General features: G+C 60.7%; 26 protein-coding genes and 1 other RNA gene. 22 read left to right on the forward strand and 5 right to left on the reverse strand.

All coding sequences use genetic code 11. The features are described 5' to 3' along the window. Positions 1-4: 4 nt before the first annotated feature. Positions 5-1,042, reverse strand: a complete 1,038-nt coding sequence (locus GVN17_RS17245) for an NADP(H)-dependent aldo-keto reductase (protein WP_166596463.1) — start codon at positions 1,040-1,042, stop codon at positions 5-7. A 239-nt stretch (positions 1,043-1,281) separates the two neighbouring features. Between GVN17_RS17245 and rplM the strand changes: the two genes are divergently transcribed. The 7 genes from rplM (at position 1,282) to GVN17_RS17280 (ending at position 6,239) form a co-directional block, all read left to right on the forward strand. Continuing rightward, positions 1,282-1,710: a 50S ribosomal protein L13 gene (rplM, locus tag GVN17_RS17250; protein WP_019693576.1), complete on the forward strand. Its 429-nt coding sequence runs from the start codon at positions 1,282-1,284 to the stop codon at positions 1,708-1,710. A 14-nt stretch (positions 1,711-1,724) separates the two neighbouring features. Next, positions 1,725-2,117 carry a 30S ribosomal protein S9 gene (rpsI, locus tag GVN17_RS17255; protein WP_166596464.1) on the forward strand — a complete coding sequence of 131 codons (393 nt, stop codon included), beginning with the start codon at positions 1,725-1,727 and terminating at the stop codon, positions 2,115-2,117. A 259-nt stretch (positions 2,118-2,376) separates the two neighbouring features. After that, a complete protein-coding gene (gene petA, locus GVN17_RS17260; protein ID WP_166596465.1) occupies positions 2,377-2,970 on the forward strand; it encodes a ubiquinol-cytochrome c reductase iron-sulfur subunit in 594 nt (197 codons plus the stop codon). Continuing rightward, positions 2,970-4,181 carry a cytochrome bc complex cytochrome b subunit gene (locus GVN17_RS17265; protein WP_166596466.1) on the forward strand — a complete coding sequence of 404 codons (1,212 nt, stop codon included), beginning with the start codon at positions 2,970-2,972 and terminating at the stop codon, positions 4,179-4,181. Before petA ends, GVN17_RS17265 begins: the two co-directional genes overlap by 1 nt. Further along, positions 4,181-4,960, forward strand: a complete 780-nt coding sequence (locus GVN17_RS17270; RefSeq protein ID WP_166596467.1) for a cytochrome c1 — start codon at positions 4,181-4,183, stop codon at positions 4,958-4,960. Before GVN17_RS17265 ends, GVN17_RS17270 begins: the two co-directional genes overlap by 1 nt. A gap of 229 nt (positions 4,961-5,189) precedes the next feature. Further along, the gene (locus GVN17_RS17275; protein ID WP_166596468.1) at positions 5,190-5,807 is read left to right on the forward strand and encodes a glutathione S-transferase N-terminal domain-containing protein; all 618 of its coding nucleotides are present in this window, start codon (positions 5,190-5,192) and stop codon (positions 5,805-5,807) included. Between the two features lie 18 nt (positions 5,808-5,825). Then, the gene (locus GVN17_RS17280; protein WP_093461845.1) at positions 5,826-6,239 is read left to right on the forward strand and encodes a ClpXP protease specificity-enhancing factor; all 414 of its coding nucleotides are present in this window, start codon (positions 5,826-5,828) and stop codon (positions 6,237-6,239) included. A gap of 268 nt (positions 6,240-6,507) precedes the next feature. Here the strand turns inward: GVN17_RS17280 and GVN17_RS17285 are convergent, their stop codons facing one another. The 4 genes from GVN17_RS17285 to GVN17_RS17300 all read right to left on the reverse strand — a co-directional run bounded on the left by GVN17_RS17285 (position 6,508) and on the right by GVN17_RS17300 (position 10,021). Beyond that, positions 6,508-7,086 carry a BON domain-containing protein gene (locus GVN17_RS17285; protein WP_166596469.1) on the reverse strand — a complete coding sequence of 193 codons (579 nt, stop codon included), beginning with the start codon at positions 7,084-7,086 and terminating at the stop codon, positions 6,508-6,510. Beyond that, positions 7,083-7,676 carry a phosphoheptose isomerase gene (locus tag GVN17_RS17290; RefSeq protein ID WP_166596470.1) on the reverse strand — a complete coding sequence of 198 codons (594 nt, stop codon included), beginning with the start codon at positions 7,674-7,676 and terminating at the stop codon, positions 7,083-7,085. The genes GVN17_RS17285 and GVN17_RS17290 overlap by 4 nt, the downstream gene beginning before the upstream one ends. 159 nt (positions 7,677-7,835) lie before the next feature. Further along, positions 7,836-8,210 (reverse strand): YraN family protein, encoded by a 375-nt coding sequence (locus tag GVN17_RS17295; RefSeq protein ID WP_166596471.1) that lies wholly within the window; start codon positions 8,208-8,210, stop codon positions 7,836-7,838. After that, the gene (locus tag GVN17_RS17300; RefSeq protein ID WP_166596472.1) at positions 8,207-10,021 is read right to left on the reverse strand and encodes a penicillin-binding protein activator; all 1,815 of its coding nucleotides are present in this window, start codon (positions 10,019-10,021) and stop codon (positions 8,207-8,209) included. The genes GVN17_RS17295 and GVN17_RS17300 overlap by 4 nt, the downstream gene beginning before the upstream one ends. A 222-nt stretch (positions 10,022-10,243) precedes the next feature. Between GVN17_RS17300 and rsmI the strand changes: the two genes are divergently transcribed. From rsmI to GVN17_RS17375, 15 genes are all read left to right on the forward strand, one after another. Then, complete coding sequence (rsmI, locus tag GVN17_RS17305; RefSeq protein ID WP_166596473.1) at positions 10,244-11,149, forward strand: 16S rRNA (cytidine(1402)-2'-O)-methyltransferase; 906 nt, start codon at positions 10,244-10,246, stop codon at positions 11,147-11,149. An 87-nt stretch (positions 11,150-11,236) separates the two neighbouring features. Next, positions 11,237-11,594: RNase P RNA component class A (gene rnpB, locus GVN17_RS17310), an RNA gene on the forward strand. Positions 11,595-11,904: 310 nt separating this feature from the next. Beyond that, positions 11,905-12,360 (forward strand): division/cell wall cluster transcriptional repressor MraZ, encoded by a 456-nt coding sequence (mraZ, locus tag GVN17_RS17315; protein WP_037017349.1) that lies wholly within the window; start codon positions 11,905-11,907, stop codon positions 12,358-12,360. Positions 12,361-12,362: 2 nt separating this feature from the next. Next, positions 12,363-13,304 (forward strand): 16S rRNA (cytosine(1402)-N(4))-methyltransferase RsmH, encoded by a 942-nt coding sequence (rsmH, locus tag GVN17_RS17320; RefSeq protein ID WP_178115741.1) that lies wholly within the window; start codon positions 12,363-12,365, stop codon positions 13,302-13,304. Beyond that, the gene (ftsL, locus tag GVN17_RS17325; protein ID WP_166596475.1) at positions 13,301-13,594 is read left to right on the forward strand and encodes a cell division protein FtsL; all 294 of its coding nucleotides are present in this window, start codon (positions 13,301-13,303) and stop codon (positions 13,592-13,594) included. The genes rsmH and ftsL overlap by 4 nt, the downstream gene beginning before the upstream one ends. Then, a complete protein-coding gene (locus GVN17_RS17330; protein WP_218576283.1) occupies positions 13,594-15,339 on the forward strand; it encodes a penicillin-binding protein 2 in 1,746 nt (581 codons plus the stop codon). Before ftsL ends, GVN17_RS17330 begins: the two co-directional genes overlap by 1 nt. Then, complete coding sequence (locus GVN17_RS17335; RefSeq protein WP_166596477.1) at positions 15,339-16,802, forward strand: UDP-N-acetylmuramoyl-L-alanyl-D-glutamate--2,6-diaminopimelate ligase; 1,464 nt, start codon at positions 15,339-15,341, stop codon at positions 16,800-16,802. Before GVN17_RS17330 ends, GVN17_RS17335 begins: the two co-directional genes overlap by 1 nt. Next, positions 16,795-18,165, forward strand: coding sequence for a UDP-N-acetylmuramoyl-tripeptide--D-alanyl-D-alanine ligase (murF, locus tag GVN17_RS17340; RefSeq protein ID WP_166596478.1), 1,371 nt, complete (start codon positions 16,795-16,797; stop codon positions 18,163-18,165). Before GVN17_RS17335 ends, murF begins: the two co-directional genes overlap by 8 nt. Then, on the forward strand, positions 18,165-19,247 hold the full coding sequence (gene mraY, locus GVN17_RS17345; RefSeq protein WP_166596479.1) for a phospho-N-acetylmuramoyl-pentapeptide-transferase: 1,083 nt from the start codon (positions 18,165-18,167) through the stop codon (positions 19,245-19,247). The genes murF and mraY overlap by 1 nt, the downstream gene beginning before the upstream one ends. Before the next feature lie 5 nt (positions 19,248-19,252). Continuing rightward, positions 19,253-20,599 (forward strand): UDP-N-acetylmuramoyl-L-alanine--D-glutamate ligase, encoded by a 1,347-nt coding sequence (gene murD / locus GVN17_RS17350; RefSeq protein WP_166596480.1) that lies wholly within the window; start codon positions 19,253-19,255, stop codon positions 20,597-20,599. After that, positions 20,596-21,813 (forward strand): putative lipid II flippase FtsW, encoded by a 1,218-nt coding sequence (gene ftsW, locus GVN17_RS17355; protein WP_166596481.1) that lies wholly within the window; start codon positions 20,596-20,598, stop codon positions 21,811-21,813. The genes murD and ftsW overlap by 4 nt, the downstream gene beginning before the upstream one ends. Continuing rightward, on the forward strand, positions 21,800-22,873 hold the full coding sequence (gene murG / locus GVN17_RS17360; RefSeq protein ID WP_166596482.1) for an undecaprenyldiphospho-muramoylpentapeptide beta-N-acetylglucosaminyltransferase: 1,074 nt from the start codon (positions 21,800-21,802) through the stop codon (positions 22,871-22,873). Before ftsW ends, murG begins: the two co-directional genes overlap by 14 nt. Beyond that, positions 22,866-24,326, forward strand: a complete 1,461-nt coding sequence (gene murC / locus GVN17_RS17365; protein ID WP_166596483.1) for a UDP-N-acetylmuramate--L-alanine ligase — start codon at positions 22,866-22,868, stop codon at positions 24,324-24,326. Before murG ends, murC begins: the two co-directional genes overlap by 8 nt. Next, entirely contained in the window at positions 24,323-25,282 is a 960-nt protein-coding gene (locus GVN17_RS17370; protein WP_166596484.1) for a D-alanine--D-alanine ligase, read from the forward strand. The genes murC and GVN17_RS17370 overlap by 4 nt, the downstream gene beginning before the upstream one ends. Positions 25,283-25,285: 3 nt before the next feature. Continuing rightward, positions 25,286-26,155: a cell division protein FtsQ/DivIB gene (locus tag GVN17_RS17375; protein WP_166596485.1), complete on the forward strand. Its 870-nt coding sequence runs from the start codon at positions 25,286-25,288 to the stop codon at positions 26,153-26,155. The last annotated feature ends 4 nt before the right edge of the window (positions 26,156-26,159 follow it).

Raw genomic sequence — 26,159 nt, forward strand, 5'->3', positions numbered from 1 at the left:
GAGCTTACGGCGCAGGGTTCGGCTGATCCTTGTGAATCGCCTCGATCCCCGCCAACACTTCCTCCGACAGCACCAACTCTGCGCTCGCCAGGTTGCTGTCCAGCTGCTCCAGCGTGGTGGCGCCGATGATGTTGCTGGTCACGAACGCACGGCTGGTCACAAACGCCAGCGCCATTTGCGCCGGGTCCAGACCATGCTCACGGGCCAGTGCGACGTAGCGGGCGCAGGCCGCCTCCGATTGCGGGTTGAAGTAGCGGGTGAAACGGCTGTAGAGGCTCAGGCGGCCTTTCGCTGGGCGGGCGCCGTTGGCGTATTTGCCCGACAGCAAACCAAACGCCAGCGGCGAATAGGCCAACAGACCGCATTGCTCGCGAATGGCAACCTCTGCCAGACCTACTTCAAAGCTGCGGTTGAGCAAGTTGTACGGGTTCTGGATGGACACCGGGCGCGCCAGACCATGAGCGTCGGATTCTGCCAGGTACTTCATCGTGCCCCACGGCGTTTCATTGGACAGGCCGACGTGGCGGATCTTGCCCGCTTTCACCTGCTCGTCAAGCACCTGAAGGGTTTCCAGCAGCGGGGTGAAGGTTTCATCGCTGTGGGTGTAGCCCAATTTGCCGAAGAAGTTGGTGCTGCGCTCCGGCCAGTGCAGCTGGTACAGGTCCAGATAGTCGGTTTGCAGGCGTTTCAGGCTGGCATCCACGGCGGCCACGATGTGGTCACGGTTGAATTTCAGATGGCCGTCGCGGATGTAATCGATGCCGTTGCCGGGACCGGCAATCTTGCTGGCGAGGATCCAGTCGGCGCGATCACCGCTTTTCTTGAACCAGTTACCGATGATGATTTCGGTGCTGGCGTAGGTTTCTTTCTTGGGTGGGACCGGGTACATCTCGGCGGTATCCATGAAATTGATACCGGCATCTTTGGCCCGCTGGATCTGGGCGAAGGCCTCGGACTCGCTGTTTTGCTCGCCCCAGGTCATCGTGCCGAGGCAGATAGCGCTGACATTCAGGTCGGTTCTGCCCAGTTTGCGATAGTCCATCTGGCTCTCCTTTAGAAAACAGCCATAAAAGCAGGTTGAAATTTTTTTCGCAATCTGGATAATTCCGCGTCTCTTTGTCGTGGGAGTGATGCCCCGCCACACAGACACCGCTGCGATCGAACGCGCTGACCCGAGCCCCCTATAGCGTTCGTGCCCGGCGGCCTTTGACTTGTCAAAGACCGTACTAATGAGTATGCTCCGCCGTCTATTTTTCAGGGCGGCCTTTGAGGCTATAAAGAATGAAAACTTTTACCGCTAAACCGGAAACAGTAAAGCGCGACTGGTTCGTCGTCGATGCTGCTGGTCAGACCCTGGGTCGTCTGGCCACTGAGATCGCGAGCCGTCTGCGTGGCAAACACAAGCCGGAATACACTCCGCACGTCGACACTGGCGACTACATCGTCGTGATCAACGCTGAGCAAATCCGCGTCACTGGTGCCAAGACCACCGACAAGATCTACTACTCTCACTCCGGTTTCCCGGGCGGGATCAAGTCGATCAACTTTGAAAAGCTGATCGCCAAAGCTCCTGAGCGCGTGATCGAGACCGCGGTCAAAGGCATGCTGCCCAAGAACCCGCTGGGTCGCGACATGTATCGTAAGCTGAAAGTCTATGCGGGCGCTGCACACCCTCATACTGCTCAGCAGCCCCAAGAACTGAAGTTTTAACGGAATAGTTCATTATGTCGGCGACTCAAAATTACGGCACTGGCCGTCGCAAGACCGCAACCGCACGCGTTTTCCTGCGTCCAGGTACCGGTAACATCTCCATCAACAACCGCTCGCTGGATTCGTTCTTCGGTCGCGAAACTGCCCGCATGGTAGTTCGTCAGCCGCTGGAACTGACCGAGACTGTTGAAAAATTCGACATCTACGTCACCGTCATCGGCGGCGGTGTGAGTGGTCAAGCTGGCGCAATCCGCCACGGTATCACCCGCGCTCTGATGTCCTACGACGAAACCCTGCGTAGCGCACTGCGCAAAGCAGGCTTCGTGACTCGCGATGCTCGTGAAGTTGAACGTAAGAAAGTCGGTCTGCGTAAAGCGCGTAAGCGTCCGCAGTACTCGAAGCGTTAATTCGCTTTCGTTCAAAAAGAACGCTCAGTTTCCTCAAGGAACTGGGCGTTTTTTTATGGACGTCTATTATTCAGTGTGACGAGACGAATCATCCGTGGGCGCCGCGTTATACAAGGCCTCCCGGTTTAAACCGAAAGGTAATCCCCTTTTGACCAGGAGGGGCGTTGGTTACCCATCGGCAGGACGTTTGGCAGCTAGATAATAATGCACAGGGAAGCCTGACCAAGCGGGCTTCTACAAGCTGATGGGAGAGGACGGAATGAGCAATGACGGCGTGAATGCAGGCCGGCGTCGCTTCCTCGTCGCAGCCACCTCTGTGGTGGGCGCCGCAGGAGCGGTTGGAGCTGCGGTCCCGTTCGTGGGGTCATGGTTCCCCAGCGCGAAGGCCAAGGCGGCAGGCGCGCCCGTCAAGGTCAACGTCAGCAAGATTGAGCCGGGTCAGCAAATGATCGCGGAGTGGCGCGGGCAGCCCGTATTCATCGTCCACCGCACCCCTGAAATCCTCAGCAATCTGGGCAAGCTCACCGATCAGCTGTCTGACCCGGAATCCAAAAATTCAACCCAGCCCGCCTATGTTGACCCGGTCGTTCGCTCGATCAAGCCGGAAATGCTGTTGCTGATCGGGATTTGCACCCACCTCGGTTGTTCTCCGACCTTTCGCCCGGAAATCGCCCCGGCTGACCTGGGCAAGGACTGGGTGGGCGGTTATTTCTGCCCTTGTCACGGCTCCCATTACGACCTGGCCGGACGCGTCTACAAGGCGCAACCTGCACCGCTGAATTTGCCAGTGCCGCCGCATTCCTACGAGTCGGACTCAATCATCGTCATTGGTGTCGATCAGGAGAAAGCGTAATGAGCAAATTCATGGACTGGATCGATGCACGGTTTCCTGCGACGTCAATGTGGGAAGACCACCTCAGCAAGTATTACGCCCCCAAGAACTTCAACTTCTTCTATTTTTTCGGCTCGCTGGCCCTGCTGGTGCTGGTCAATCAGATCGTGACCGGGGTCTGGTTGACGATGAGCTACACGCCCTCGGCCGAAGAAGCGTTCGCGTCCGTCGAATACATCATGCGCGACGTTGAATACGGCTCCATCCTGCGCCTGCTGCACTCCACGGGCGCCTCGGCGTTCTTTATCGTCGTCTACCTGCACATGTTTCGCGGATTGCTCTATGGCTCCTATCAGAAGCCCCGGGAGTTGGTATGGATCTTCGGGATGTTGATTTACCTGGCGCTGATGGCCGAAGCGTTCATGGGCTATCTGCTGCCCTGGGGGCAAATGTCGTATTGGGGCGCGCAGGTGATCATCTCGCTGTTCGGTGCGATTCCAGTGATTGGTAATGACCTGACGCAGTGGATACGCGGTGACTACCTGATTTCCGGTATCACCCTGAATCGCTTCTTCGCCTTGCATGTGGTGGCGCTGCCCATCGTGATTCTCGGGTTGGTGGTGCTCCACATTCTGGCGCTGCACGAGGTCGGCTCGAACAACCCGGACGGCGTCGACATCAAGAAATACAAGGACGAAAACGGCAAGCCGCTCGACGGCATCGCGTTTCACCCGTACTACACCGTCAAGGACATCGTCGGGGTCGTGGTCTTTCTGTTTATTTTCTGTTCGATCGTGTTCTTCTTTCCCGAGATGGGCGGGTACTTCCTCGAAAAACCCAACTTCGAACAGGCCAATGCGTTCAAGACACCGGAGCACATCGCACCGGTCTGGTACTTCACCCCGTTCTACGCCATTTTGCGGGCGATCCCTGACAAGCTGATGGGGGTCATGGCCATGGGCGCGGCGATTGCCGTGCTGTTCGTGTTGCCGTGGCTGGACCGAAGCCCGGTGAAGTCCATGCGTTACAAGGGCTGGCTGAGCCGGGTCTGGCTGGTGTTGTTCTGCGTCGCGTTCGTCATCCTTGGCATTCTGGGAGTGCTCCCGCCCAGTCCGGGTCGCGCCTTGCTGTCTCAGGTGTGTACGTTCGTGTACTTCGCCTACTTCATTCTGATGCCGTTCTACACGCGGATGGAGAGGACCAGGCCGGTTCCGGAAAGGGTGACAGGCTGATGAAAAAGCTACTGGCTGTTTTTCTCCTGGCGGCCTTGCCCCTCGTGTCGTTCGCGGGTGAACACGGGCCAGACCTGGAAAGCATCGATATCGATGTCTCCGACAAGGTCGCGATGCAAGACGGGGCGCGGACGTTCGTCAATTACTGCATGGGCTGCCACAGCGCCAAGTTCCAGCGCTACGAGCGGGTGGCCGATGACTTGGGCATTCCTCATGAGCTGATGCTCGACAAGCTGGTGTTCACGGGGGCGAAAATCGGCGACCACATGGTGGCAGGGATGCAGCCTGCTGACGCCAAGGTCTGGTTCGGCGCCGCTCCGCCCGATCTGACCCTTGTGGCGCGGGTGAGGGGCACTGACTGGCTCTACGGCTACCTGCGTTCCTTCTATGAGGACCCTGCAAGGCCTTGGGGCGTGAACAACAAGGTCTTCCCGAACGTGGGCATGCCTAACGTGCTCGTCGGGTTGCAGGGGCGTCAGGTGATCGGTTGCAAGCAGGTGCAGGCGGTCGAAGACGGCAAGAAACAATACGACCCGCTCACCGGCTCGCCGCTGACTCACGAAGCCTGCGATCAACTGACCATCGTGCCCAAGACCGGTACGTTGACCGAGGAGCAATTCGACGAAAAAGTGAAGAACCTGGTGACCTTCCTCGCGTACTCGGCCAACCCGGTCAAGCTTCAGCATCAGCGCATCGGGACTTATGTGCTGCTCTATCTCGCGGTCCTGTTCGTCTTTTCGTACCTGCTCAAGCGCGAATACTGGAAGGACGTGCACTGACGGCAGGCCAATCTGGCGATGAGTGTCACGCGCCCTGAGGCGCCTCATTCGGGTAATGGCCACAGAGCGGGTATAGTGGCGGGCGAAAGATTGCAGAATTTACTTTGAGTAAATGAGCTATCTTGTCGCCCGCGACGAACACCTGCTGTTTGTGGATGTTGCCGGAGGCGCCTTCAGGGCGCGTTCGTTTTTTGTGCTTTCGAAAATTCAACAAGCGAGGAGGACCGCCATGGGCGTGACCAACCGGTTGGCCTGTTACTCCGACCCCGCCGACCACTATTCCCATCGCGTGCGCATCGTGCTCGCCGAGAAAGGTGTCAGCGCCGAGATCATCGATGTCGCGGGAGGTACCCAGCCTGCCAAGTTGATCGAAGTCAATCCGTACGGCAGCGTACCCACGCTGGTCGACCGGGACCTGGCGCTGTACGAGTCGACTGTCGTGATGGAATACCTGGATGAGCGTTACCCGCATCCGCCTTTACTGCCGGTGTACCCCGTCGCCCGCGCCAACAGCCGTTTGCTGATTCACCGCATTCAGCGCGACTGGTGTGGGCTGGTGGATATCATTCTGGACCCTCGCAGCAAAGAAGCTGCCCGTGTTCAGGCGCGCAAGGAGCTGCGCGAAAGTCTGACCGGCGTGTCGCCACTGTTTGCGGAAAAGCCTTTTTTCCTCAGTGACGAGCAAAGTCTGGTCGACTGCTGTCTATTGCCCATACTCTGGCGCCTGCCGATTCTGGGTATCGAATTGCCGCGGCCCGCCAAGCCGCTGCTTGATTATATGGAGCGCCAATTCGCGCGCGAGGCATTCCAGGCAAGTCTGTCTGGTGCCGAACGCGACATGCGCTAAGGCCTAAGGAACCGTTCGATGAACTCCAGTCGCCCCTATCTGATCCGCGCGCTCTACGAGTGGATCGTGGATAACGATTGTACGCCGCACATTCTGGTCAACGCCGAATACCCGGCGGTGCAAGTCCCGCAAGGCTTCGCCAACGACGGTCAGATCGTCCTCAACATTTCGCCAAGTGCCGTGCGTCATTTGCACATGGACAACGACGCGGTGAGCTTTGAAGGCCGCTTCGGCGGCGTCCCACACAGCTTGTACGTGCCGGTTTCAGCCGTGATGGGTATCTACGCTCGCGAAAACGGGCAGGGCATGGTCTTCGACCTGGAGCCTGCCGTGGATGATGACGAAGACCTGGACGTGGATGACGACATGCCGCCACCGGACGACGAGCCGCCACGCCCGACCGGCCGGCCGAGTCTGAAAGTGGTCAAGTGAGTTGACTGCGTGTAATGAAAAAGGCGATCCCGAGGGATCGCCTTTTTTTGTGTCGCGTGTCTGGCGGGTTCAACACCATTGTGGGTTCGATCAATTCCCCTTTAGCTGTCCGGCTTGCCGGCGGTGCAAATACCCTGTGGGAGCGAATTCATTCGCGAAAGGTAGGTCAGGCAATGGAGATGTGCCGCCTGATCGGCCAATCGCAAATAAATTCGCTCCCTCAGAAATCGCTGCCGCCGGTAGGTCGTGTCGCTAAAAACGGTTTTCCTCAATCAATGTACTCAAACAACTTCACGATCTTCTGCACGCCGCTCACGCCCTGCACCAGGTTGGTGGCGCGGGTGGCTTCGGCCTGGGTCAGCAGGCCGAGCAGGTAGACGATGCCGTTCTCGGTCACGACCTTGATGCGCGAGCCGGGGATGGCGCTGTCGGTCAGCATCTGCGTCTTGATCTTGCTGGTCAGCCACGCGTCGTTGCTGCGGGCCAGCACCGAGGAAGGCTCGATGACTTGCAGCTCGTTGTTGACCTTCTTGACCTTCTGCACCTGGCTGGCGGTCTGCTCGGCCAGCTGTTTGAGGTCGGCGCGCGGGGTCTGACCGGCCAGCAGCACGACGCCGTTGAAGCTGGTCACGACGATATGCGAGGCGTTGTCCAGGTCCGGGTTGGCCTTGGCGATGTTCACCGCGACCTTGGTTTCGATCAGCGAGTCGTCGATCTTGCTGCCGAAGGTGCGGGTGCCGCGGTCGTCGTCGATCGGGGCTTCGCGGCTGGCGTTGATCACCGAGCTGCATCCGCTGATGCCCAGGCAGAGCGTCAGGGCCAGCAAGCTGAGGCGTTTGGATATCATTCTTCACTCCCGAAAATTTGGCTGTCGATCAAATAGCACAGGCAGTGGATCACCAACAGGTGAACTTCCTGAATGCGCGCGGTGACTTTGGCCGGGACGCGGATTTCCACATCCTCAGGCAGCAGCAGCGAGGCCACGTCGCCGCCGTCGCGACCGGTCAGGGCCACGACAATCATTTCCCGATCATGTGCGGCCTGAATGGCCTGAATGATGTTGGCGGAGTTGCCGCTGGTGGAGATGGCCAGCAAGACGTCATTGGCCTGGCCCAGGGCGCGGATCTGTTTCGAGAAAATCTCGTTGTAGCTGTAATCGTTGGCGATCGAGGTGATGGTCGAGGTGTCCGTGGTCAGCGCGATGGCTGGCAGACTCGGTCGCTCACGTTCGAAACGGTTGAGCAGCTCGGACGAAAAGTGCTGTGCGTCGCCGGCCGAGCCGCCGTTGCCACACGCCAGGATCTTGCTGTCGCTGAGCAGGGCGCCGACCATCACCTGGCTGGCTTGTTCGATGTAGGGTGCAAGAACGTCCATCGCCTGTTGCTTGGTATCGATGCTGGCCTGAAAAAGCTGGCGAATTCGGGATTGCATGTCCATCAATGAAAACCTTAATAGGGGCGGCTGGTCGGGCGGCGTCTGACTCAGGTCATCGGCTTCCCGGCACAAAACTGTGCGGCCCGCAAAGCAAAAAGCAAAAAAAACGGTGTGGGTTATGTGTGTCGGTGAGCGTGCTGGTGCTGTGCTCTGGGCGTTCGATCAACTGTCGAACGCGTTCTGTAGCCAGTTCAGGGCAAGCGCTGCGCCCGGGTCGCCATTGATTGCCACGACATCGAAGCGGCATGGGGAATTGGCCCATTTCGACTCGCTTTGCAGAAACCATTGTGCGGCCAGGGTGAGCTTTCCCTGCTTGCGAACATCGACGCTTTCCAGCGCACCACCCCATCCGGCGTGGCGCCGATAGCGAACTTCGACGAATACTACTGTATCGCCGTCGAGCATGACCAGATCAAGCTCGCCGCGTTTGCATGACCAGTTCTGCGTGATCAGCTGTAAACCGTGTTGCTGCAGGTGCCGCAGGGCGTAGGCTTCGGCCTCGCGCCCGGCGGTCTGTCGCGGGTTGCCTGAGGTCAAGGCGCGGTGTCCGGCAGGCGCTGCACCTTGCCATCGACGAACTGAGCCCACGGCAGTTGACGCTCGATACGCTGGCCCTGACCGATGGCCAGGCTGCCCGACAGGCCGTCAATGCGGCTTTCCCGCAGGGTTTTCAGCTGGGTGAGACGAGGCGCCAGGCGATACGCGTCGATGCCCATGGCGTACAAGCGACCAAGGCTACCTGCTGCCTGTGGCCATTGCGCGGTGACTTGTTGACGCAGTGGGTCATTCGCGTTCAGCAGCCAAGGGGTCTCACAGAAGCGTACACCGGCCAGGTCGTTGTACATCGCTTGGTCATTGCTGTTGGTGAACAGGTGGGACGTGGCGTAGACAGGCACGTCACCTGCGTACTGGAAAACCATGGTCGGTTTGATCTGTTGCGCCTGTTGCGGCGTGGCGGCCAGGAACATGAAGTCGACGTCCTGACGGCGGGTCGGCTGAGCGGCGGCCTGGGCACCGGTGGTGCTTTGCAGGCGCTGGGCGCGACCTTCGCTGTTACGCAGTTGGAACAGGTCGGCGACTTGCTGAGCCAGTTGTACCGGCTGATCGATGCGTTCGACGCCCAGCAGGGTGCCGCCCTTGGCTTGCCAGCTCTGACGGAACGCGTCGAGCACCCGGTCGCCCCATTCACCTTTCGGCACCATGGCCACCGCGCTGCGCTTGCCATCGGCCCAGGCGCGACGGGAAACCTCGCGGGCTTCGTCTTCGGCGGCAAGGCCGAACTGGAACAGCTCGGCCGGGCCTTGAGCGCCGGAATCGCTGTAGTTCAGGGCGAGGGTGGTGATCGGCAGTTGTGGGTGAGCGCTCAGTTGTTTGACCAGCGGCTTTTCCAGCGGACCTACTACCAGTTGAACCCCAGCAGCCTTGGCCTGGGCGTAGAACGCGTCCATGGAGGTCACGCGGGAGCTGTCGAAGACTTCAATCGCAGGCGGCTTCTGACCGGCCTGTTGCGCTTGATAGTGAGCCGCCATGAAGCCGTCACGCAGGGCGCGGGACACCGAAGCCAGCGGACCGTCTTGCGGCAGCAGCAGGGCAATCTTGGTCAATGGCTCGCTTTTCAGATCGCGCAGTTGGGCGAGGGTGGTTGGCAATTGGCGGGCGGCAGGGTGCTGCGGGTTCTGTGCCTTCCAATTGTCGATGGCCGCCTGTTGCTGCTCCAGCGTGCCCGCACCTTTGACCGCGCGTGCCAGGCTCAGCCAGCCGCCCATGTCATCATTGGCGGTGCTTTGCAGTTGCTCAGGTGGCAAGGCTGCGACCAGCGCCCAGATCGCATCGTTGTTGGCGCTCAGGGCATCACCTTGCAATAGCGGGCCCATGAACACACGTTCGCTGGCGGCTGCGAGGGTCTGGCCGTCGGCTTCGAGGGCGCGGGCGCGAACGGTGTGGGTGCGGGTTTGCAGATCGACCGGCATTTCGCCGAGATGCTGCAGGCTCGGGTGGTTCAGGGCGGTCAGCGCAGCCTTCGGCTGACTGCGGCCCAGCGCCAGTTCGGCGGACAGGGTGTTGGCGTAGATTTGCTTGTCGGTCTTGAGCTGGTCCAGCTGGACCTGTTCGAGAATGCTGGCAGCGCGGCCCGGGTTGTTCTGGCGGGCTGCCAGGTCGGCGGCGGTCAGTCGCAGCAGCGCGGCCTGATCGGGCGTCTTCGCCGCAGCGGCTTGTTCGAGCAACTGCTCGATGCTGGCGTCGGGTGTGCGTGGCAGTTCGCCAAGACTGGAGGAGGGCGAACCGGCACAAGCGGCCAATAAGGCAGCCAGGCAGAGGGCAGAGAACAGCCGCAGGCAAGCGATCATGTGTATGTTCCTGATACTCGAGCAAATAAGCGTGGAATTGTACCCAAGCACTGGCCGGGGCGCGATGTTGTCGGCGTTAATGCCGTGATATGAGTCGCCTTGAAGCGCAACCGGGCGTTTCAGTCAGTGTGTTTCCCTGATCCACAGCGACGACAGGAATCGCCTCGCGAATACCTCGGTCCATTTTTCAATCTCCCTGTTTGCGTCGCCTTAACCTGTACAATGCAGGCTTTGACTGAACATGAGGTGTGCGCTTTGACTGCTCCGGGTGCTTTGAATTCCACTACAGGCTCGCTTTATGTGGTGGCCACGCCGATCGGCAACCTGGATGACATGAGCGTGCGAGCCTTGAAGGTGCTGCGCGAGGTGTCGCTGATTGCCGCCGAAGATACCCGGCATTCATTACGACTGATGCAGCATTTTGGCATTTCGACCCCCTTGGCCGCGTGCCACGAACACAACGAGCGGGACGAAGGCAGCCGTTTCATTGCGCGTTTGCAAGCAGGCGATGATGTGGCGCTGATTTCCGATGCGGGTACCCCGCTGATCTCAGACCCGGGTTATCACCTGGTACGCCAGGCCCGTGCGGCGGGGATTCAAGTTGTCCCGGTGCCAGGGGCGTGCGCGTTGATCGCGGCACTGTCGGCGGCGGGGCTGCCTTCCGACCGTTTTATCTTCGAAGGCTTTCTTCCGGCCAAGTCGGTGGGGCGCAAGGCCCGGCTCGAATTGCTGAAAGAAGAACCGCGTACCGTCATCTTCTATGAAGCGCCGCACCGAATTCTTGAATGTCTTCAAGACCTTGAAGAAATCTTCGGCGCAGACCGTCCGGCAGTGCTGGGGCGTGAATTGACCAAAACCTTTGAGACACTGAAAGGTCTGCCATTGGGTGAGCTTCGCGCGTTCGTGGAAGGCGACAGCAATCAGCAGCGCGGTGAGTGCGTGGTCTTGGTGGCAGGCTGGAGCGAGCCGGAAGGCGAAGACGCGATTGGCGCCGAAGCTCGCCGCGTGCTGGATTTGCTGCTGGAGGAAATGCCCCTCAAGCGTGCAGCGGCGCTGGCTGCGGAAATCACTGGCGTGCGCAAGAACCTTCTGTATCAGGTGGCGCTGGAGAAGCAAAAAGGGGAGTAAGGGATACCCGTCAGCCTGTCACATAAATAGGCGAGAGGCTTATTAAAGCTTGTTCTTGTGCCGCCCTGCCATTAACCTTGGCGGCGGAGAGTCGATTGGACAGTCGCTGCCTTTCATTGTTCCGCAATGAAGGGGGGAGGAAAGTCCGGGCTCCATAGGGCGGAGTGCCAGGTAACGCCTGGGGGGCGCGAGCCTACGGAAAGTGCCACAGAAAATAACCGCCTAAGCACTTCGGTGCCGGTAAGGGTGAAAAGGTGCGGTAAGAGCGCACCGCACGTCTGGCAACAGTTCGTGGCTAGGTAAACCCCACTCGGAGCAAGACCAAATAGGGTTCCAAGGCGTGGCCCGCGCTGGAACCGGGTAGGTTGCTAAAGATGTCCAGTGATGGCCATCGTAGAGGAATGACTGTCCTCGACAGAACCCGGCTTACAGATCGACTCTCCACCTTTCCCCACTTCCTGCTTTTTTCTCTCGTAGAACCCCTCCTCGTAATACCGAAAAAATCTTAAACCTCATAAATCACATTAACTTCGAACCTCATCTTTTTGAGTTCTCTCGGATTTATCTGTCAGACCATTCCGAATTTCCCCAAAACTCATCTGTTACCCGTCGTAAATCTCCGTCCTGTAAGGGTTTTCCTTAAGAAGTCGCCTTGACGGTGTGGTGGGCGCATTCCTATAGTGTGCGCAAGTGGCGGAAAGTGGCGTGAAGTGGGTTTTTTGACCGCAAAACGATAATATTCGGAGAAAGCGCCTGTGTTCCGTGGTGCAAACGCAATCAATCTCGACGCAAAGGGCCGTCTCGCTATGCCGAGCCGGTACCGTGACGAGTTGGATTCGCGTAGTGCCGGCCAATTGATCGTGACCATTGATACCGTCGACCCATGCTTGTGCATCTATCCACTCCCTGAATGGGAATTGATCGAAGCCAAATTGCGTGAGTTGGCGACATTCCGTGAAGAGAACCGTCGTCTGCAGCGACTGTTGATCGGGAATGCAGTGGATCTGGAGCTCGATGGCAGTGGGCGTTTTCTGGTACCGCCGCGTTTGCGCGAGTACGCCAAGCTCGACAAGCGCGTGATGCTGGTCGGCCAACTGAACAAGTTTCAACTGTGGGATGAGGACGCGTGGAACGCACTTGCTGATGCGGACCTGGCGGCCATTCAAAAACCGGGCGCGATGCCTGATGAACTGCGTGATTTGATCCTGTGACTATGAATAGCGGCTTTACCCACATCACCGTACTGCTCGAAGAAGCCGTCGAGGCTCTCGCGGTGCGCGCTGATGGCTGCTATCTGGACGGGACATTCGGACGGGGCGGGCACAGCCGTCTCATCCTTCAGAACCTCGGGCCGGATGGACGGCTCCTCGGATTCGATAAAGATCCTCAAGCGATTGCCACCGGGCAAGCGCTGGCGGCCGAAGACGGCCGCTTTGTCATTGTGCAGCGCAGCTTTGCCGAGCTGGGTTCGGAAGCTCTGGAACGGGGCATTGCCGGAAAAGTCAGCGGCATCCTGCTGGACCTTGGCGTTTCCTCGCCTCAACTTGACGACCCTGAGCGCGGCTTCAGTTTCATGAATGACGGCCCGCTCGACATGCGCATGGACCCGTCTCGTGGGGTCAGCGCCGCTGAATTCGTCAACACCGCACCGGCCGAAGAAATCGCCCGTGTGTTCAAGGAGTACGGCGAAGAGCGTTTTGCCAAACGTATGGCAGGCGCTGTCGTCGCACGTCGCGAAACCCAACCCTTTGAACGCACCGGCGACCTGGCCGAAGTGCTGAAAGTCGCCAACCCGGCGTGGGAAAAGGGTAAGAACCCGGCCACCCGTGCTTTCCAAGGGCTGCGCATTCACGTCAACAACGAACTGGGCGATCTGGAAGCCGGCCTCGATGCCGCGCTGGAAGCGTTGGAAGTGGGCGGCCGTCTGGCAGTGATCAGCTTTCATTCGCTGGAAGACCGCATCGTCAAACTGTTCATGCGCAAACTGGTCAAGGGCGAGGCAGACAACATGCCGCGCAACTTGCCGATCCGTCATCAGGCCTTCGAGCCGCGCATCAAACTGATCGGCAAGGCGCAGTTCGCCTCCGATGAAGAGACCCGCGCCAACCCACGTTCGCGCAGTGCTGTCATGCGTGTTGCGGAGAAACTCCGGTGAGCCGCGGTTTCTTCAAGCCATTGCCAGGCGGCAGCTTCTTCATGCTGCTGCTGTTCATTGCCGTCCTTGTGTCGGCAATCGGCGTTGCCTACAGCGCTCACTGGAACCGTCAGTTGCTGAACTCGCTGTATTCCGAACTCAGCGTGCGTGACAAGGCCCAGGCTGAGTGGGGCCGTCTGATTCTGGAACAAAGCACCTGGACCGCTCATAGCCGCATCGAAGCGCTGGCGACCGATCAACTGAAAATGCGTATCCCGAACGCCGCCGATATCCGGATGGTGTCGCCATGATGAAACTCGAAGGGGCACTCTACCCTTGGCGGTTCCGCGTCGTGGTCGGCCTGTTGTCGGTGCTGGTGGCGGCAATTGCCTATCGCATCGTCGACCTGCAGGTCATCGATCATCGCTTCCTCATTGAGCAGGGCGATGCGCGCAGCCTGCGTAACGTTTCGATTCCTGCGCACCGTGGTCTGATCACAGACCGTAACGGCGAGCCTCTGGCCGTCAGTACGCCGGTGACCACCATTTGGGCCAACCCGTCCGAAATGCAGGCTGACAAGAGCAAGTGGCCGCAACTGGCGCAGGCACTGGGTCAAGACCCGAAGGCCATGGCTGACCGGCTAAACGAGCAGGCCACTAAAGAATTCATCTACCTGGTTCGCGGGCTGACCCCGGAGCAGGGCCAGTCAGTGCTCGACCTGAAAGTACCGGGTGTGTACGGCAAGGAAGAATTCCGTCGTTTCTACCCGGCGGGCGATGTCACTGCACACATGGTCGGCTTCACCGACCTCGACGACCACGGTCGCGAAGGTGTCGAGCTGGCCTATGACGACTGGCTGGCCGGTGTGCCGGGTCGGCGGCAAGTGATCAAGGATCGGCGCGGCAGGCTCATCAAGGACCTGCAAGTGAAGAAAAACGCCAAGGCCGGGAAGACCTTGGCTTTGTCTATTGATCTGCGTCTGCAATACCTGGCGACCCGCGAGCTGCGCAACGCGATTCAGGAAAACGACGCCAAGGCTGGCAGCCTGGTGATCATGGACGTGAAAACTGGCGAAGTGCTGGCGATGGTCAATCAGCCGACCTACAACCCGAACAACCGTCGCACCATGGTCCCCGCCGCGATGCGTAACCGCGCGATCATTGACGTGTTCGAACCCGGTTCGACCATGAAACCGATCTCCATGACCGCCGCCCTCGACAGTGGCCGCTGGAAACCCAGCGATAAGGTGGAGGTGTACCCGGGCACTCTGCAGATCGGCAAATACACCATCCGTGACGTGACCAAGACCGAAGGCCCGATCCTCGACCTGACCGGCATCCTGATCAACTCCAGTAACGTCGGCATGAGTAAGGTCGCGTTCGACGTCGGCGGCGAAGCGATCTTCCGCGCCATGCAACGTGTAGGTCTGGGCCAGTACACCGGCCTGGGCTTTCCAGGCGAACGCGTTGGCAACCTGCCGAATTATCGGGAGTGGCGCAAGGCTGAAACCGCAACGCTGTCCTACGGCTACGGCCTGTCGGTGACCGCGCTGCAACTGGTGCACGCGTATTCAGCGCTGGCCAACAACGGCAAGATCGTCCCGCTGACCATCCTGAAAACCGACAAGCCATCGGACTCGGTTCAAGCGATTCCAGAGGCGACCGCCAAGACCCTGCAAGGCATGCTGCAACAGGTGATCGAGGACCCGCGTGGCGTTTACCGTGCTCGCGTGCCGTCGTATCACGTCGCGGGCAAGTCCGGTACTGCACGTAAGACCTCGGTCGGCACCAAGGGCTACGCCGAAAACTCCTACCGCTCGCTGTTCGCTGGCTTCGGCCCGATGAGCAATCCGCGTTACGCCATCGTGGTGGTGATCGACGAGCCGAGCAAAGGCGGCTACTTCGGTGGTCTGGTTTCCGCGCCCGTGTTCAGCAAAGTCATGTCGGGCACGTTGCGTCTGATGAACGTGCGTCCGGACAACCTCGCGCCGGTCCCGCCTGAGCAACAAGCCAACGCGGCGCCGCTGGTCGTTCCGGTCAAGGGAGGGCGCGGCTGATGCCTTTTAACCTGAGCAAAATCTTCGCCCAGAGCGACCGCGACCTGCTGATTCGTGAGCTGACACTGGACAGCCGCAAGGTGCGTCCGGGCGATCTGTTTCTGGCGATTCCGGGCTCGAAGGTCGATGGGCGCGATCACATCACCGACGCCATCGCTCACGGTGCTGCGGCTGTGGCCTATGAAGTGGAAGGCGCCAAGGTGCTGCCGATCACTGACATCCCGATGATTCCGGTCAAAGGGCTGGCGGCGCAGCTGTCGGACATTGCCGGTCGTTTCTACGGCGACCCGAGCCGCAGCATGAACGTGGTCGGTGTGACCGGCACCAACGGCAAAACCAGCGTTACCCAGTTGATCGCTCAAGCGCTCGACAAGCTGGGCGAGCATTGCGGTCTGATCGGCACGCTGGGCACCGGCTTCTATAGCGAGTTGAAAAGCGGGATTCACACCACACCTGATCCGATTTCCGTGCAGTCGACCATTTACGACCTGAAAAAAGCCGGTGCCAAGGCGCTGGCCATGGAAGTGTCGTCCCACGGTCTGGATCAGGGCCGCGTGACCGCGCTGGCGTTCGACGTGGCAGTGATGACCAACTTGTCCCGCGATCACCTGGATTATCACGGCACCATGGAAGCGTATGGCGCCGCCAAGGCCAAGTTGTTCGCCTGGAATGACCTGCGTTGCCGCGTGATCAACCTCGACGACGCGTTTGGTCGCGAACTGGCCGCCAAGCCGCACGATTCGCGGCTGATCACCTACAGCCAGGAAGACAACAGCGCGTACCTGTTCTGCCGCGATGCGCATTTCGATGACGACGGTGTTCGCGCCACGCTGGTGACGCCGCAGGGCGACCACGTCTTGCGCAGCAGCCTGCTAGGCCGTTTCAACCTGAGCAACGTGCTGGCTGCGGTCGGCGCGCTGATGGGGCTGGATTACCCGCTGGACGAGATTCTTAAAGTGCTGCCGAGCCTCGAAGGGCCGGTCGGTCGTATGCAGCGCTTGGGCGGCGGCACCCGTCCGCTGGTGGTGGTCGATTACGCCCACACCCCGGACGCGCTGGAAAAAGTGCTCGACGCCCTGCGCCCTCATGCGAAAGGCCAACTGACCTGCCTGTTCGGCTGCGGCGGTGACCGTGATCGCGGCAAGCGTCCGCTGATGGCCGAAGTGGTTGAGCGTCTGGCCGACAAAGTGTTGGTCACCGACGACAATCCGCGCACCGAAGACCCCGCCCGCATTTTCGACGACATCCGCGCCGGTTTCAGCGCGGTGGACACGGTCGAGTTCGTGGCCGGTCGTGGTCAGGCCATCGCACAAATCATCGCCCAGGCCAACGCCGCCGACGTCATCGTGCTGGCAGGCAAGGGCCACGAGGATTACCAGGAAATCGATGACCAGCGTCATCCGTTTTCCGATCTTGAAGAAGCCGCCAAGGCACTGGACGCATGGGGGGCTGCACATGCTTAAGCCACTTTCGTTCAGCGAACTGCTCCTGCCGCTCGACGCCCGACGTGTCGGCGACGACGTGAACTTCAACGGCGTCAGTATCGACAGCCGTGCCATCGAGCCGGGCCAACTATTCGTTGCGCTGACCGGTCCGCGTTTCGATGGCCATGATTATCTCGATCAGGTCGCCGCCAAAGGCGCAGTCGGCGCGTTGGTCGAGCGTGAAATTCCAGGCAGTGCGTTGCCGCAACTGATCGTCCGCGACACCCGTCAGGCGCTGGCGCAGTTGGGGGCGATGAATCGCAACGCTTTTGTCGACAAGCCAGTGGCCGCGATCACCGGCTCCAGCGGCAAGACCACGGTCAAGGAAATGCTCTCAAGCATCCTGCGCACGCGTGGCCCGGTGCTGGCGACCAAGGGCAACCTGAACAATGAATTGGGTGTTCCGCTGACGTTGCTGGCGTTGGCGCCAGAGTTCGACGCCGCCGTGATCGAGCTGGGCGCGAATCATGTGGGCGAAATCGCGCTGACTGTCAGCCTGACCAAACCGCATGTATCGGTGTTGACCAACGCCGGGACTGCTCACGTTGGTGAGTTCGGCGGCCCTGACAAGATCGTCGAAGCCAAAGGCGAGATCATCGAAGGGCTGAACAGTCGCGGCACCGCCGTGCTGAACCGGGATGACAAAGCCTTCGGCATCTGGGTCGCCCGTGCGGGTGAGCGCAAGGTATTGAGCTTCTCGATGCACAACCGTGACGCTGATTTCTATGCCAGCGACCTCGGCATCGACGCCCGTGGCTGCCCGACCTTCAATTTGCACAGCCCAAGCGGCTCGGCACAGGTACAGCTGAATCTGCTCGGCGCGCACAACGTGGCCAACGCGTTGGCAGCGGCGGCAGCGGCGCATGCCTTGGGCGTTTCGCTGCCAGGCATCGTCACCGGTCTCAATAACGTCCAGCCGGTCAAGGGCCGCACCGTCGCGCAGCTGGCGACCAACGGTATGCGCGTGATCGACGACACCTACAACGCCAATCCGACCTCGGTTGCAGCGGCCACCGACATCCTCACCACGTTCCCGGGCCGCAAAGTGCTGGTGCTGGGTGACATTGGTGAGCTGGGCGACTGGGCGGAGCAGGGCCACCGTGACGTCGGCGCGTACGCGGCCGGCAAGGTCGACGCGCTGTATGCCGTCGGTCCGCTGATGGCCCATGCCGTGAAGGCTTTCGGGCAGGATGCCCGCCATTTTGCAAGTCAGGCTGACCTGATCGCGGCGCTGGGCGCCGAGCAAGACACGAACACCACCCTTTTGATCAAAGGTTCCCGCAGTGCCGCGATGGAAAACGTCGTCGCCGCGCTGTGTGGCAACAGTCTGGAGAAACATTAATGCTGCTGCTGCTGGCCGAGTATCTGCAACAGTTCTACAAAGGCTTCGCGGTCTTCCAGTACCTGACCCTGCGCGGGATTCTTGGCGTGCTCACTGCACTGTCACTCTCGCTGTGCCTCGGTCCATGGATGATCCGTGCCCTGCAGAACAAACAGATCGGCCAATCCGTCCGCAACGACGGTCCTCAATCTCACCTCTCCAAGTCAGGCACCCCGACCATGGGGGGCGCGCTGATTCTGTCCGCCATCGGTATCGCGACGCTGCTGTGGGCCGACCTGACCAACCGCTACGTGTGGGTGGTGTTGATCGTCACGCTGCTGTTCGGCGGCATCGGCTGGGTCGATGACTACCGCAAGGTGATCGAGAAGAACTCGAAAGGCCTGCCAAGCCGCTGGAAATACTTCTGGCAGTCCGTGTTTGGCCTCGGCGCGGCGATCTTCCTTTATATGACTGCACAATCGCCGGTCGAAACCACGCTGCTGATCCCGATGTTGAAAGACTTCAGTATTCCGCTGGGCATCGGCTTCGTGATCTTGACCTACTTCGTGATTGTCGGCTCCAGCAACGCGGTCAACCTGACCGACGGCCTCGACGGCCTGGCCATCATGCCAACGGTCATGGTCGGCGGCGCGCTGGGCATCTTTTGCTACCTGTCGGGTAACGTGAAATTCGCAGAATACCTGCTGATCCCGTACGTGCCGGGCGCGGGCGAGCTGATCGTGTTCTGCGGCGCGCTGATCGGTGCGGGCCTGGGTTTCCTCTGGTTCAACACCTACCCGGCACAAGTCTTCATGGGCGACGTCGGCGCATTGGCGCTGGGCGCGGCCCTGGGCACCATCGCTGTGATCGTTCGTCAGGAAATCGTGCTGTTCATCATGGGCGGTGTGTTCGTGATGGAAACCCTGTCAGTGGTCATTCAGGTCGCATCCTTTAAATTGACCGGCCGCCGCGTTTTCCGCATGGCGCCGATCCATCACCACTTTGAACTCAAGGGCTGGCCCGAGCCGCGCGTGATCGTCCGTTTCTGGATCATCACCGTGATTCTCGTGTTGATCGGCCTTGCCACGTTGAAACTGAGGTAAGCAGAGTGTCACTGATCGCTTCTTCTCACTTCCGCATTGTTGTCGGTCTCGGCAAGAGCGGCATGTCCCTGGTTCGCTTCCTGGCGAACCGGGGCGTGGCGTTTGCCGTCGCCGATACGCGGGAGAATCCTCCGGAGCTGGCGACCCTGCGTCGCGACTATCCGCGGGTTGAAGTGCGCTGTGGCGAGCTGGATGTCGAATTCCTCTGCCGCGCCGACGAGTTGTACGTGAGCCCCGGCCTTGCGCTGGCGACCCCTGCGTTGCAGCAGGCGGCAGCCCGTGGCGTGAAGCTGTCCGGCGACATCGAACTGTTCGCGCGTAACGCGAAGGCGCCCATCGTCGCCATCAGCGGCTCCAACGCGAAAAGCACCGTGACCACGCTGGTCGGCGAGATGGCCGTGGCGGCAGGCAAACGCGTGGCGGTCGGCGGCAACCTCGGCACGCCCGCGCTGGACCTGCTCAACGACGACGTCGAGTTGTACGTTCTTGAGCTGTCGAGCTTCCAGCTGGAAACCACCGATCACCTCGGCGCCGAAGTCGCGACCGTGCTGAACGTCAGCGAAGACCACATGGACCGTTACAGCGGCCTGCCTGCCTACCACTTGGCCAAGCACCGGATTTTCCGGGGTGCGCGGCAAGTCGTGGTGAACCGTCAGGACGCGCTCTCGCGACCATTGATCGGCGAAGGGGTGCCGTGCTGGACCTTTGGTCTGAACAGACCTGACATCAATGGCTTCGGTCTGCGAGAAGAGAACGGCGAAAAGTACCTGGCGTTCCAGTTCGAGAACCTGATGCCGGTCAGCGAGCTGAAAATCCGTGGTGCGCACAATCAGGCGAACGCGCTGTCGGCTCTGGCCCTCGGCCATGCCGCTGGTTTGCCATTCGAGCCAATGCTCCAGGCCCTGCGCAGTTTCGGCGGCCTGGTGCATCGTTGTCAGTGGCTGCGTGAACGTCAGGGCGTCAGCTATTACGACGACTCCAAAGCCACCAACGTCGGCGCCGCCCTGGCCGCTATCGAAGGATTGGGCGAAGACATTCCCGGCAAGCTGATCCTGATCGCGGGCGGCGAAGGCAAGGGGGCGGACTTCTCCGGACTGAAAGCCCCGGTGGCCGCCCATTGCCGCGCCGTTGTCCTGATTGGACGCGACGCTGAACTGATCGCCTCCGCGCTAGGCGACTCGGTGCCTCTGCTACGCATTAAAACTTTGGAAGAAGCTGTGCAACGTGCTGCCGAATGGGCTCAGGAAGGGGATGCCGTGCTGCTGGCCCCTGCCTGCGCCAGCTTTGACATGTTCAAGAACTTTGAAGTCCGCGGACAGATGTTCGCCCAGGCCGTGAGGGACTTGTCATGATCTTTGGCGTGATCAAGCCTTACCCGTCGCCGATCATCAGTGGTCGTGGCGTGGACGTCGATTTCCCGATGCTCGCTGGCTGCCTTGCGCTGCTGGGCCTGGGTCTGGTGATGATCACTTCCGCGTCGTCGGAAGTGGCCGCCGTGCAGTCGGGCAACGCGTTGTACATGATGACCCGTCACCTGATTTATCTGGTGCTGGGCCTCGGCGCCTGCGTCGCCACCATGATGATTCCGGTCGCGACCTGGCAACGCCTTGGCTGGCTCATGCTGATCGGCGCCTTCGGCCTGCTGATCATGGTGATCGTGCCCGGCATCGGGCGTGAGGTGAACGGTTCGATGCGATGGATCGGCTTCGGCATGTTCAACGTGCAGCCGTCGGAAATCGCCAAGGTGTTCGTGGTGATTTTCCTCGCCGGTTACCTGATTCGTCGTCAGACAGAAGTGCGCGAAAGCTGGATGGGCTTCTTCAAGCCTTTCATCGTGTTGCTGCCGATGGCGGGCCTGCTGCTGATGGAGCCTGACTTCGGTGCCACCGTCGTGATGATGGGGGCGGCAGCGGCGATGCTGTTCCTGGGCGGCGTCGGCCTGTTTCGCTTCAGTCTGATGGTGGCGTTGGCCGTTGGCGCGGTGTTCGTGCTGGTGCAGGCGCAGCCTTATAGGATGGCGCGTCTGATCACGTTTACCGACCCGTGGTCGGATCAATTCGGCTCTGGTTACCAGCTGACTCAGGCGCTCATCGCCTTCGGTCGCGGCGAGTGGTTTGGCGTTGGTCTGGGCAACAGCGTGCAGAAGCAGTTCTACCTGCCGGAAGCGCACACCGACTTCGTGTTCTCGGTGTTGGCCGAAGAGCTGGGCGTCGTGGGGTCGCTGGCCACCGTGGCGCTGTTCATGTTCGTGAGTATTCGTGCGATGTACATCGGCATGTGGGCCGAGCGCGCCAAGCAGTTCTTCGCCGCCTACACCGCCTACGGTCTGGCGTTCCTGTGGATTGGTCAGTTCCTGATCAACATCGGCGTGAACGTCGGCCTGCTGCCGACCAAGGGTCTGACCTTGCCATTCCTCAGTTACGGCGGCAGCTCGTTGATTATCTGCTGCGCGAGTCTGGGCCTGTTGCTGCGCATCGAGTGGGAATCGCGCAACAACATGGGTAGCGAAGAAGCCGAATTCAGTGAGAGCGATTTCGCCGAGGAGCCAAACCATGGCCGTCGGTAATGTCTTGATCATGGCAGGCGGCACCGGCGGGCACGTGTTCCCGGCGCTGGCCTGCGCACGCGAATTCCAGGCCCGTGGCTACACCGTGCACTGGCTCGGTACGCCGCGCGGCATCGAAAACGAACTGGTGCCTGCGGCTGGGCTCCAACTGCACCTGATCAATGTCACCGGTTTGCGGGGCAAGGGCCGTCTGTCGTTGCTCAAGGCGCCGTTCATGCTGATCAAGGCGTTGTTGCAGGCGCGCAAAGTGGTGCGTGAGTTGAAGCCCGTTTGCGTCGTCGGTTTTGGGGGGTACGTGACGGGCCCCGGTGGCCTCGCCGCGAAACTCGCGGGTGTGCCGTTGATCATTCACGAGCAAAACGCCGTGGCCGGAACCGCCAACCGCAGCCTGGCCTCGTTCGCCGCTCGCGTATGTGAAGCGTTCCCGCAGACGTTCGCAGCCTCGGCCAAGCGTCGCACCACCGGCAATCCGGTGCGTGCCGAGCTGTTTTTCGAAACACCGCGTCAGGCGCTGACCGGACGCAAACCCCGGTTGCTGGTGCTGGGCGGAAGCCTGGGCGCCGAGCCGCTGAACAAGTTGTTGCCAGAAGCGCTGGCCCAAGTGCCGGCGGAACTGCGGCCTGAGGTGTTTCATCAGGCGGGCAAGAAGCACGATGAAATCACCGCCGAGCGTTATCGCGCAGCGGGTGTCGAGGCGCAGGTCGCCCCGTTCATCAAAGACATGGCCCAAGCCTATGGCTGGGCGGATCTGGTGGTTTGCCGCGCGGGTGCGCTGACCATCAGTGAACTGGCGGCCGCTGGCCTGCCGTCGTTGCTGGTGCCGCTGCCCCATGCGATCGACGACCACCAGTCGCGTAACGCCGACTATCTGGCCCGTGAAGGCGCTGCCTTCGTGATGCCACAAAGAACAACTGGCGCGGCCGAGATGGCCGCTCGCCTGACAGAGGTTTTGATGCAACCCGAACAATTGAAGCGCATGGCTACCACGGCTCGCCAACTGGCCAAGCCGGATGCCACCAACACCGTCGTCGATGTCTGCCTGGAGGTGGCCCATGGTTGAGAACCAACGCGCCATGCCACAACCGGAAATGCGCCGCATCCGTCGCATCCATTTCGTCGGCATCGGCGGTGTGGGCATGTGCGGGATCGCCGAGGTGTTGCTGAACCTGGGTTACGAAGTCTCCGGTTCCGACCTCAAGGCCTCTCCGGTGACCGAGCGCCTCGAATCGTTCGGCGCGCACATCTTTATTGGCCACCGCGCTGAAAACTCGGCAGCGGCAGACGTGCTGGTCGTGTCCAGTGCCGTCAACACCTCCAACCCGGAAGTGGCGACAGCCCTTGAGCGTCGTATCCCTGTGGTACCACGTGCCGAGATGCTGGCCGAACTGATGCGCTATCGACATGGCATCGCGGTCGCCGGTACCCACGGCAAAACCACCACCACCAGCCTGATCGCTTCGGTGTTCGCGGCCGGTGGTCTCGACCCGACTTTCGTGATCGGTGGCCGACTGAACGCAGCGGGCACCAACGCCCAGCTCGGCACCAGCCGCTACCTGATCGCCGAGGCCGACGAGAGCGACGCCAGCTTCCTGCACCTGCAGCCGCTGGTGGCCGTGGTCACCAACATCGACGCCGACCACATGGCGACCTACGAGGGCGACTTCAACAAACTGAAGAAAACCTTCGTCGAGTTCCTGCACAACCTGCCGTTCTACGGTCTGGCCGTGGTCTGCACCGATGACCCGGTCGTGCGCGATATTCTGCCGACGGTGAAACGCCCGGTCATGACCTATGGCTTCAACGAAGACGCCGACGTGCGCGCGATCAACGTGCGTCAGGAAGGCATGCGCACCCACTTCACCGTCCTGCGCCGCGACCGCGAGCCGCTGGACGTGTCGGTGAACATGCCGGGCAACCACAACGTTCTCAACTCGCTGGCGACCATCGCCATCGCGACGGACGAAGGCATCACTGACGAAGCCATCGTTCAGGGCCTGTCTGGCTTCCAGGGCGTGGGCCGTCGCTTCCAGGTCTACGGCGAACTGCCGGTGGAAGGTGGCAACGTGATGCTGGTGGACGACTACGGTCACCACCCGCGTGAAGTTGCGGCCGTCATCAATGCCGTGCGCGGTGGCTGGCCGGATCGTCGTCTGGTCATGGTTTACCAGCCGCACCGTTACAGCCGTACTCGCGATCTGTACGACGATTTCGTGCAGGTGCTCAACGACGCCAACGTCCTGCTGCTGATGGAAGTCTACCCGGCGGGAGAAGAGCCGATTCCGGGCGCGGACAGCCGTCAACTGGCCCACAGCATTCGTCAGCGTGGCCAGTTGGACCCGATCTACATCGAGCGGGGCGTTGAGCTGGCCCCGCTGGTCAAGCCGCTGCTGCGCGCGGGCGACATCCTGCTGTGCCAGGGCGCCGGTGACATTGGCGGACTCGCACCGCAATTGCTCAAGAGCCCGCTGTTTGCGGGCGCCATCGTGGCCTCAACCGAAGGTAAGCTGAAATGACAGCCGCCGCGCCCGTCTCCCTGCTCTCGACCCTTGAGCCAAAAAGCTTCGGCCGCGTTGCCGTGCTTTTTGGCGGCAAGAGTGCGGAGCGGGAGGTTTCCCTCAAATCGGGCAACGCAGTGCTTGAAGCGCTGTTGAGTGCGGGCGTCGATGCCTTCGGGATCGATGTGGGCGACGATTTCCTTCAGCGACTGGCCAGTGAGACCATCGACCGCGCGTTCATCGTGCTGCACGGTCGCGGCGGCGAAGACGGCACCATGCAGGGCCTGCTCGAATGCCTGGAGATCCCGTACACCGGCAGCGGCGTGCTGGCGTCGGCACTGGCGATGGACAAGCTGCGCACCAAGCAGGTCTGGCAGAGTCTGGGCCTGCCGACGCCGCGTCACGCGGTGCTGGCGAGCGAATCAGACTGTATTTCTGCGGCGACGGAACTGGGCTTTCCTTTGATCGTCAAACCCGCTCATGAAGGCTCCAGTATCGGTATGGCCAAGGTGACCCGCGTCGACGAATTGATCGCCGCCTGGAATGCCGCCAGTACCTACGATTCAAACGTGTTGGTCGAACAATGGATTCAAGGTCCAGAGTTCACTGTCGCGACGCTGCGTGGGCAAGTCTTGCCCCCGATCGGCCTGGGCACTCCCCATACTTTTTACGACTACGACGCCAAATACCTGGCTTCCGATACCCAGTACCGGATCCCGTGCGGCCTCGATGCAAACAAAGAACAGGAACTCAAGGCGCTGACCGCACGTGCCTGCGAAGCCGTGGGTATTGCCGGATGGGCACGCACCGACGTCATGCAGGACGCCAATGGCCAGTTCTGGCTGCTGGAAGTCAACACCGTGCCCGGCATGACCGATCACAGCCTGGTCCCCATGGCAGCGAATGCCGCAGGGCTCGATTTTAAACAGTTGGTGTTGGCGATTCTGGCCGACAGTGTCCAGGTGCGGGGGTAAGTCATGCTCGGCGCAACGGTACGTCATCAGCAATCCACTCCTGGCCGCAAGCCGGTGCCTCGCGGTGCCAGCCGGATGGTGGCCAAGGAGCCTCTGTCGGCGCGCATGCCGAAGCCGAATTTCGGTTTCCTGCGCGGCCTGATGTGGCCCGTCCTGCTGGTGGTGCTGGGTTTCGGCACTTACGAAGCCGCGCAGCGTCTATTGCCGTACGCCGACCGGCCGATCTCGCGGATCAACGTTCAGGGCGACTTGAGCTACATCAGCCAGCAAGCCGTTCAGCAGCGCATTGCGCCGTATGTGGCCACCAGTTTCTTCAACATCGACCTGGCCGGGATGCGTACCGAGCTGGAACAGATGCCCTGGATCGCCCACGCCGAAGTACGTCGTGTGTGGCCGGATCAGGTGGTGATTCGCCTCGAAGAACAATTGCCGGTTGCGCGCTGGGGCGATTCGGCCCTGCTGAACAACCAGGGTCAGGCGTTCACCCCGCGTGAGCTGGCCAACTACGAACACCTTCCGCAGTTGTTCGGGCCTCAACGGGCTCAACAGCAGGTGATGCAGCAATACCAGGTGCTGAGCCAGATGTTACGCCCGCTGGGCTTCTCCATCGCTCGCCTGGAATTGCGCGAACGAGGCAGTTGGTTCCTGACCACCGGCGCAGGCAATGCAGGTCCCGGCCTGGAACTGCTGCTGGGACGAGGCAACCTGGTTGAGAAGATGCGCCGCTTTATCGCCATCTACGAAAAAACGCTGAAAGAACAGATCACGAACATTGCGCGAGTAGACCTGCGTTACAACAACGGCCTGGCCGTTGGGTGGCGTGAGCAGGCGCCAGCGCCAACGACGGACAAACCCGCCGTCGCGAAGAATTGATAAG

Origin of the sequence: Pseudomonas sp. SLFW, assembly GCF_009905615.1 — a bacterium.
Taxonomy (GTDB): domain Bacteria; phylum Pseudomonadota; class Gammaproteobacteria; order Pseudomonadales; family Pseudomonadaceae; genus Aquipseudomonas; species Aquipseudomonas bambusae.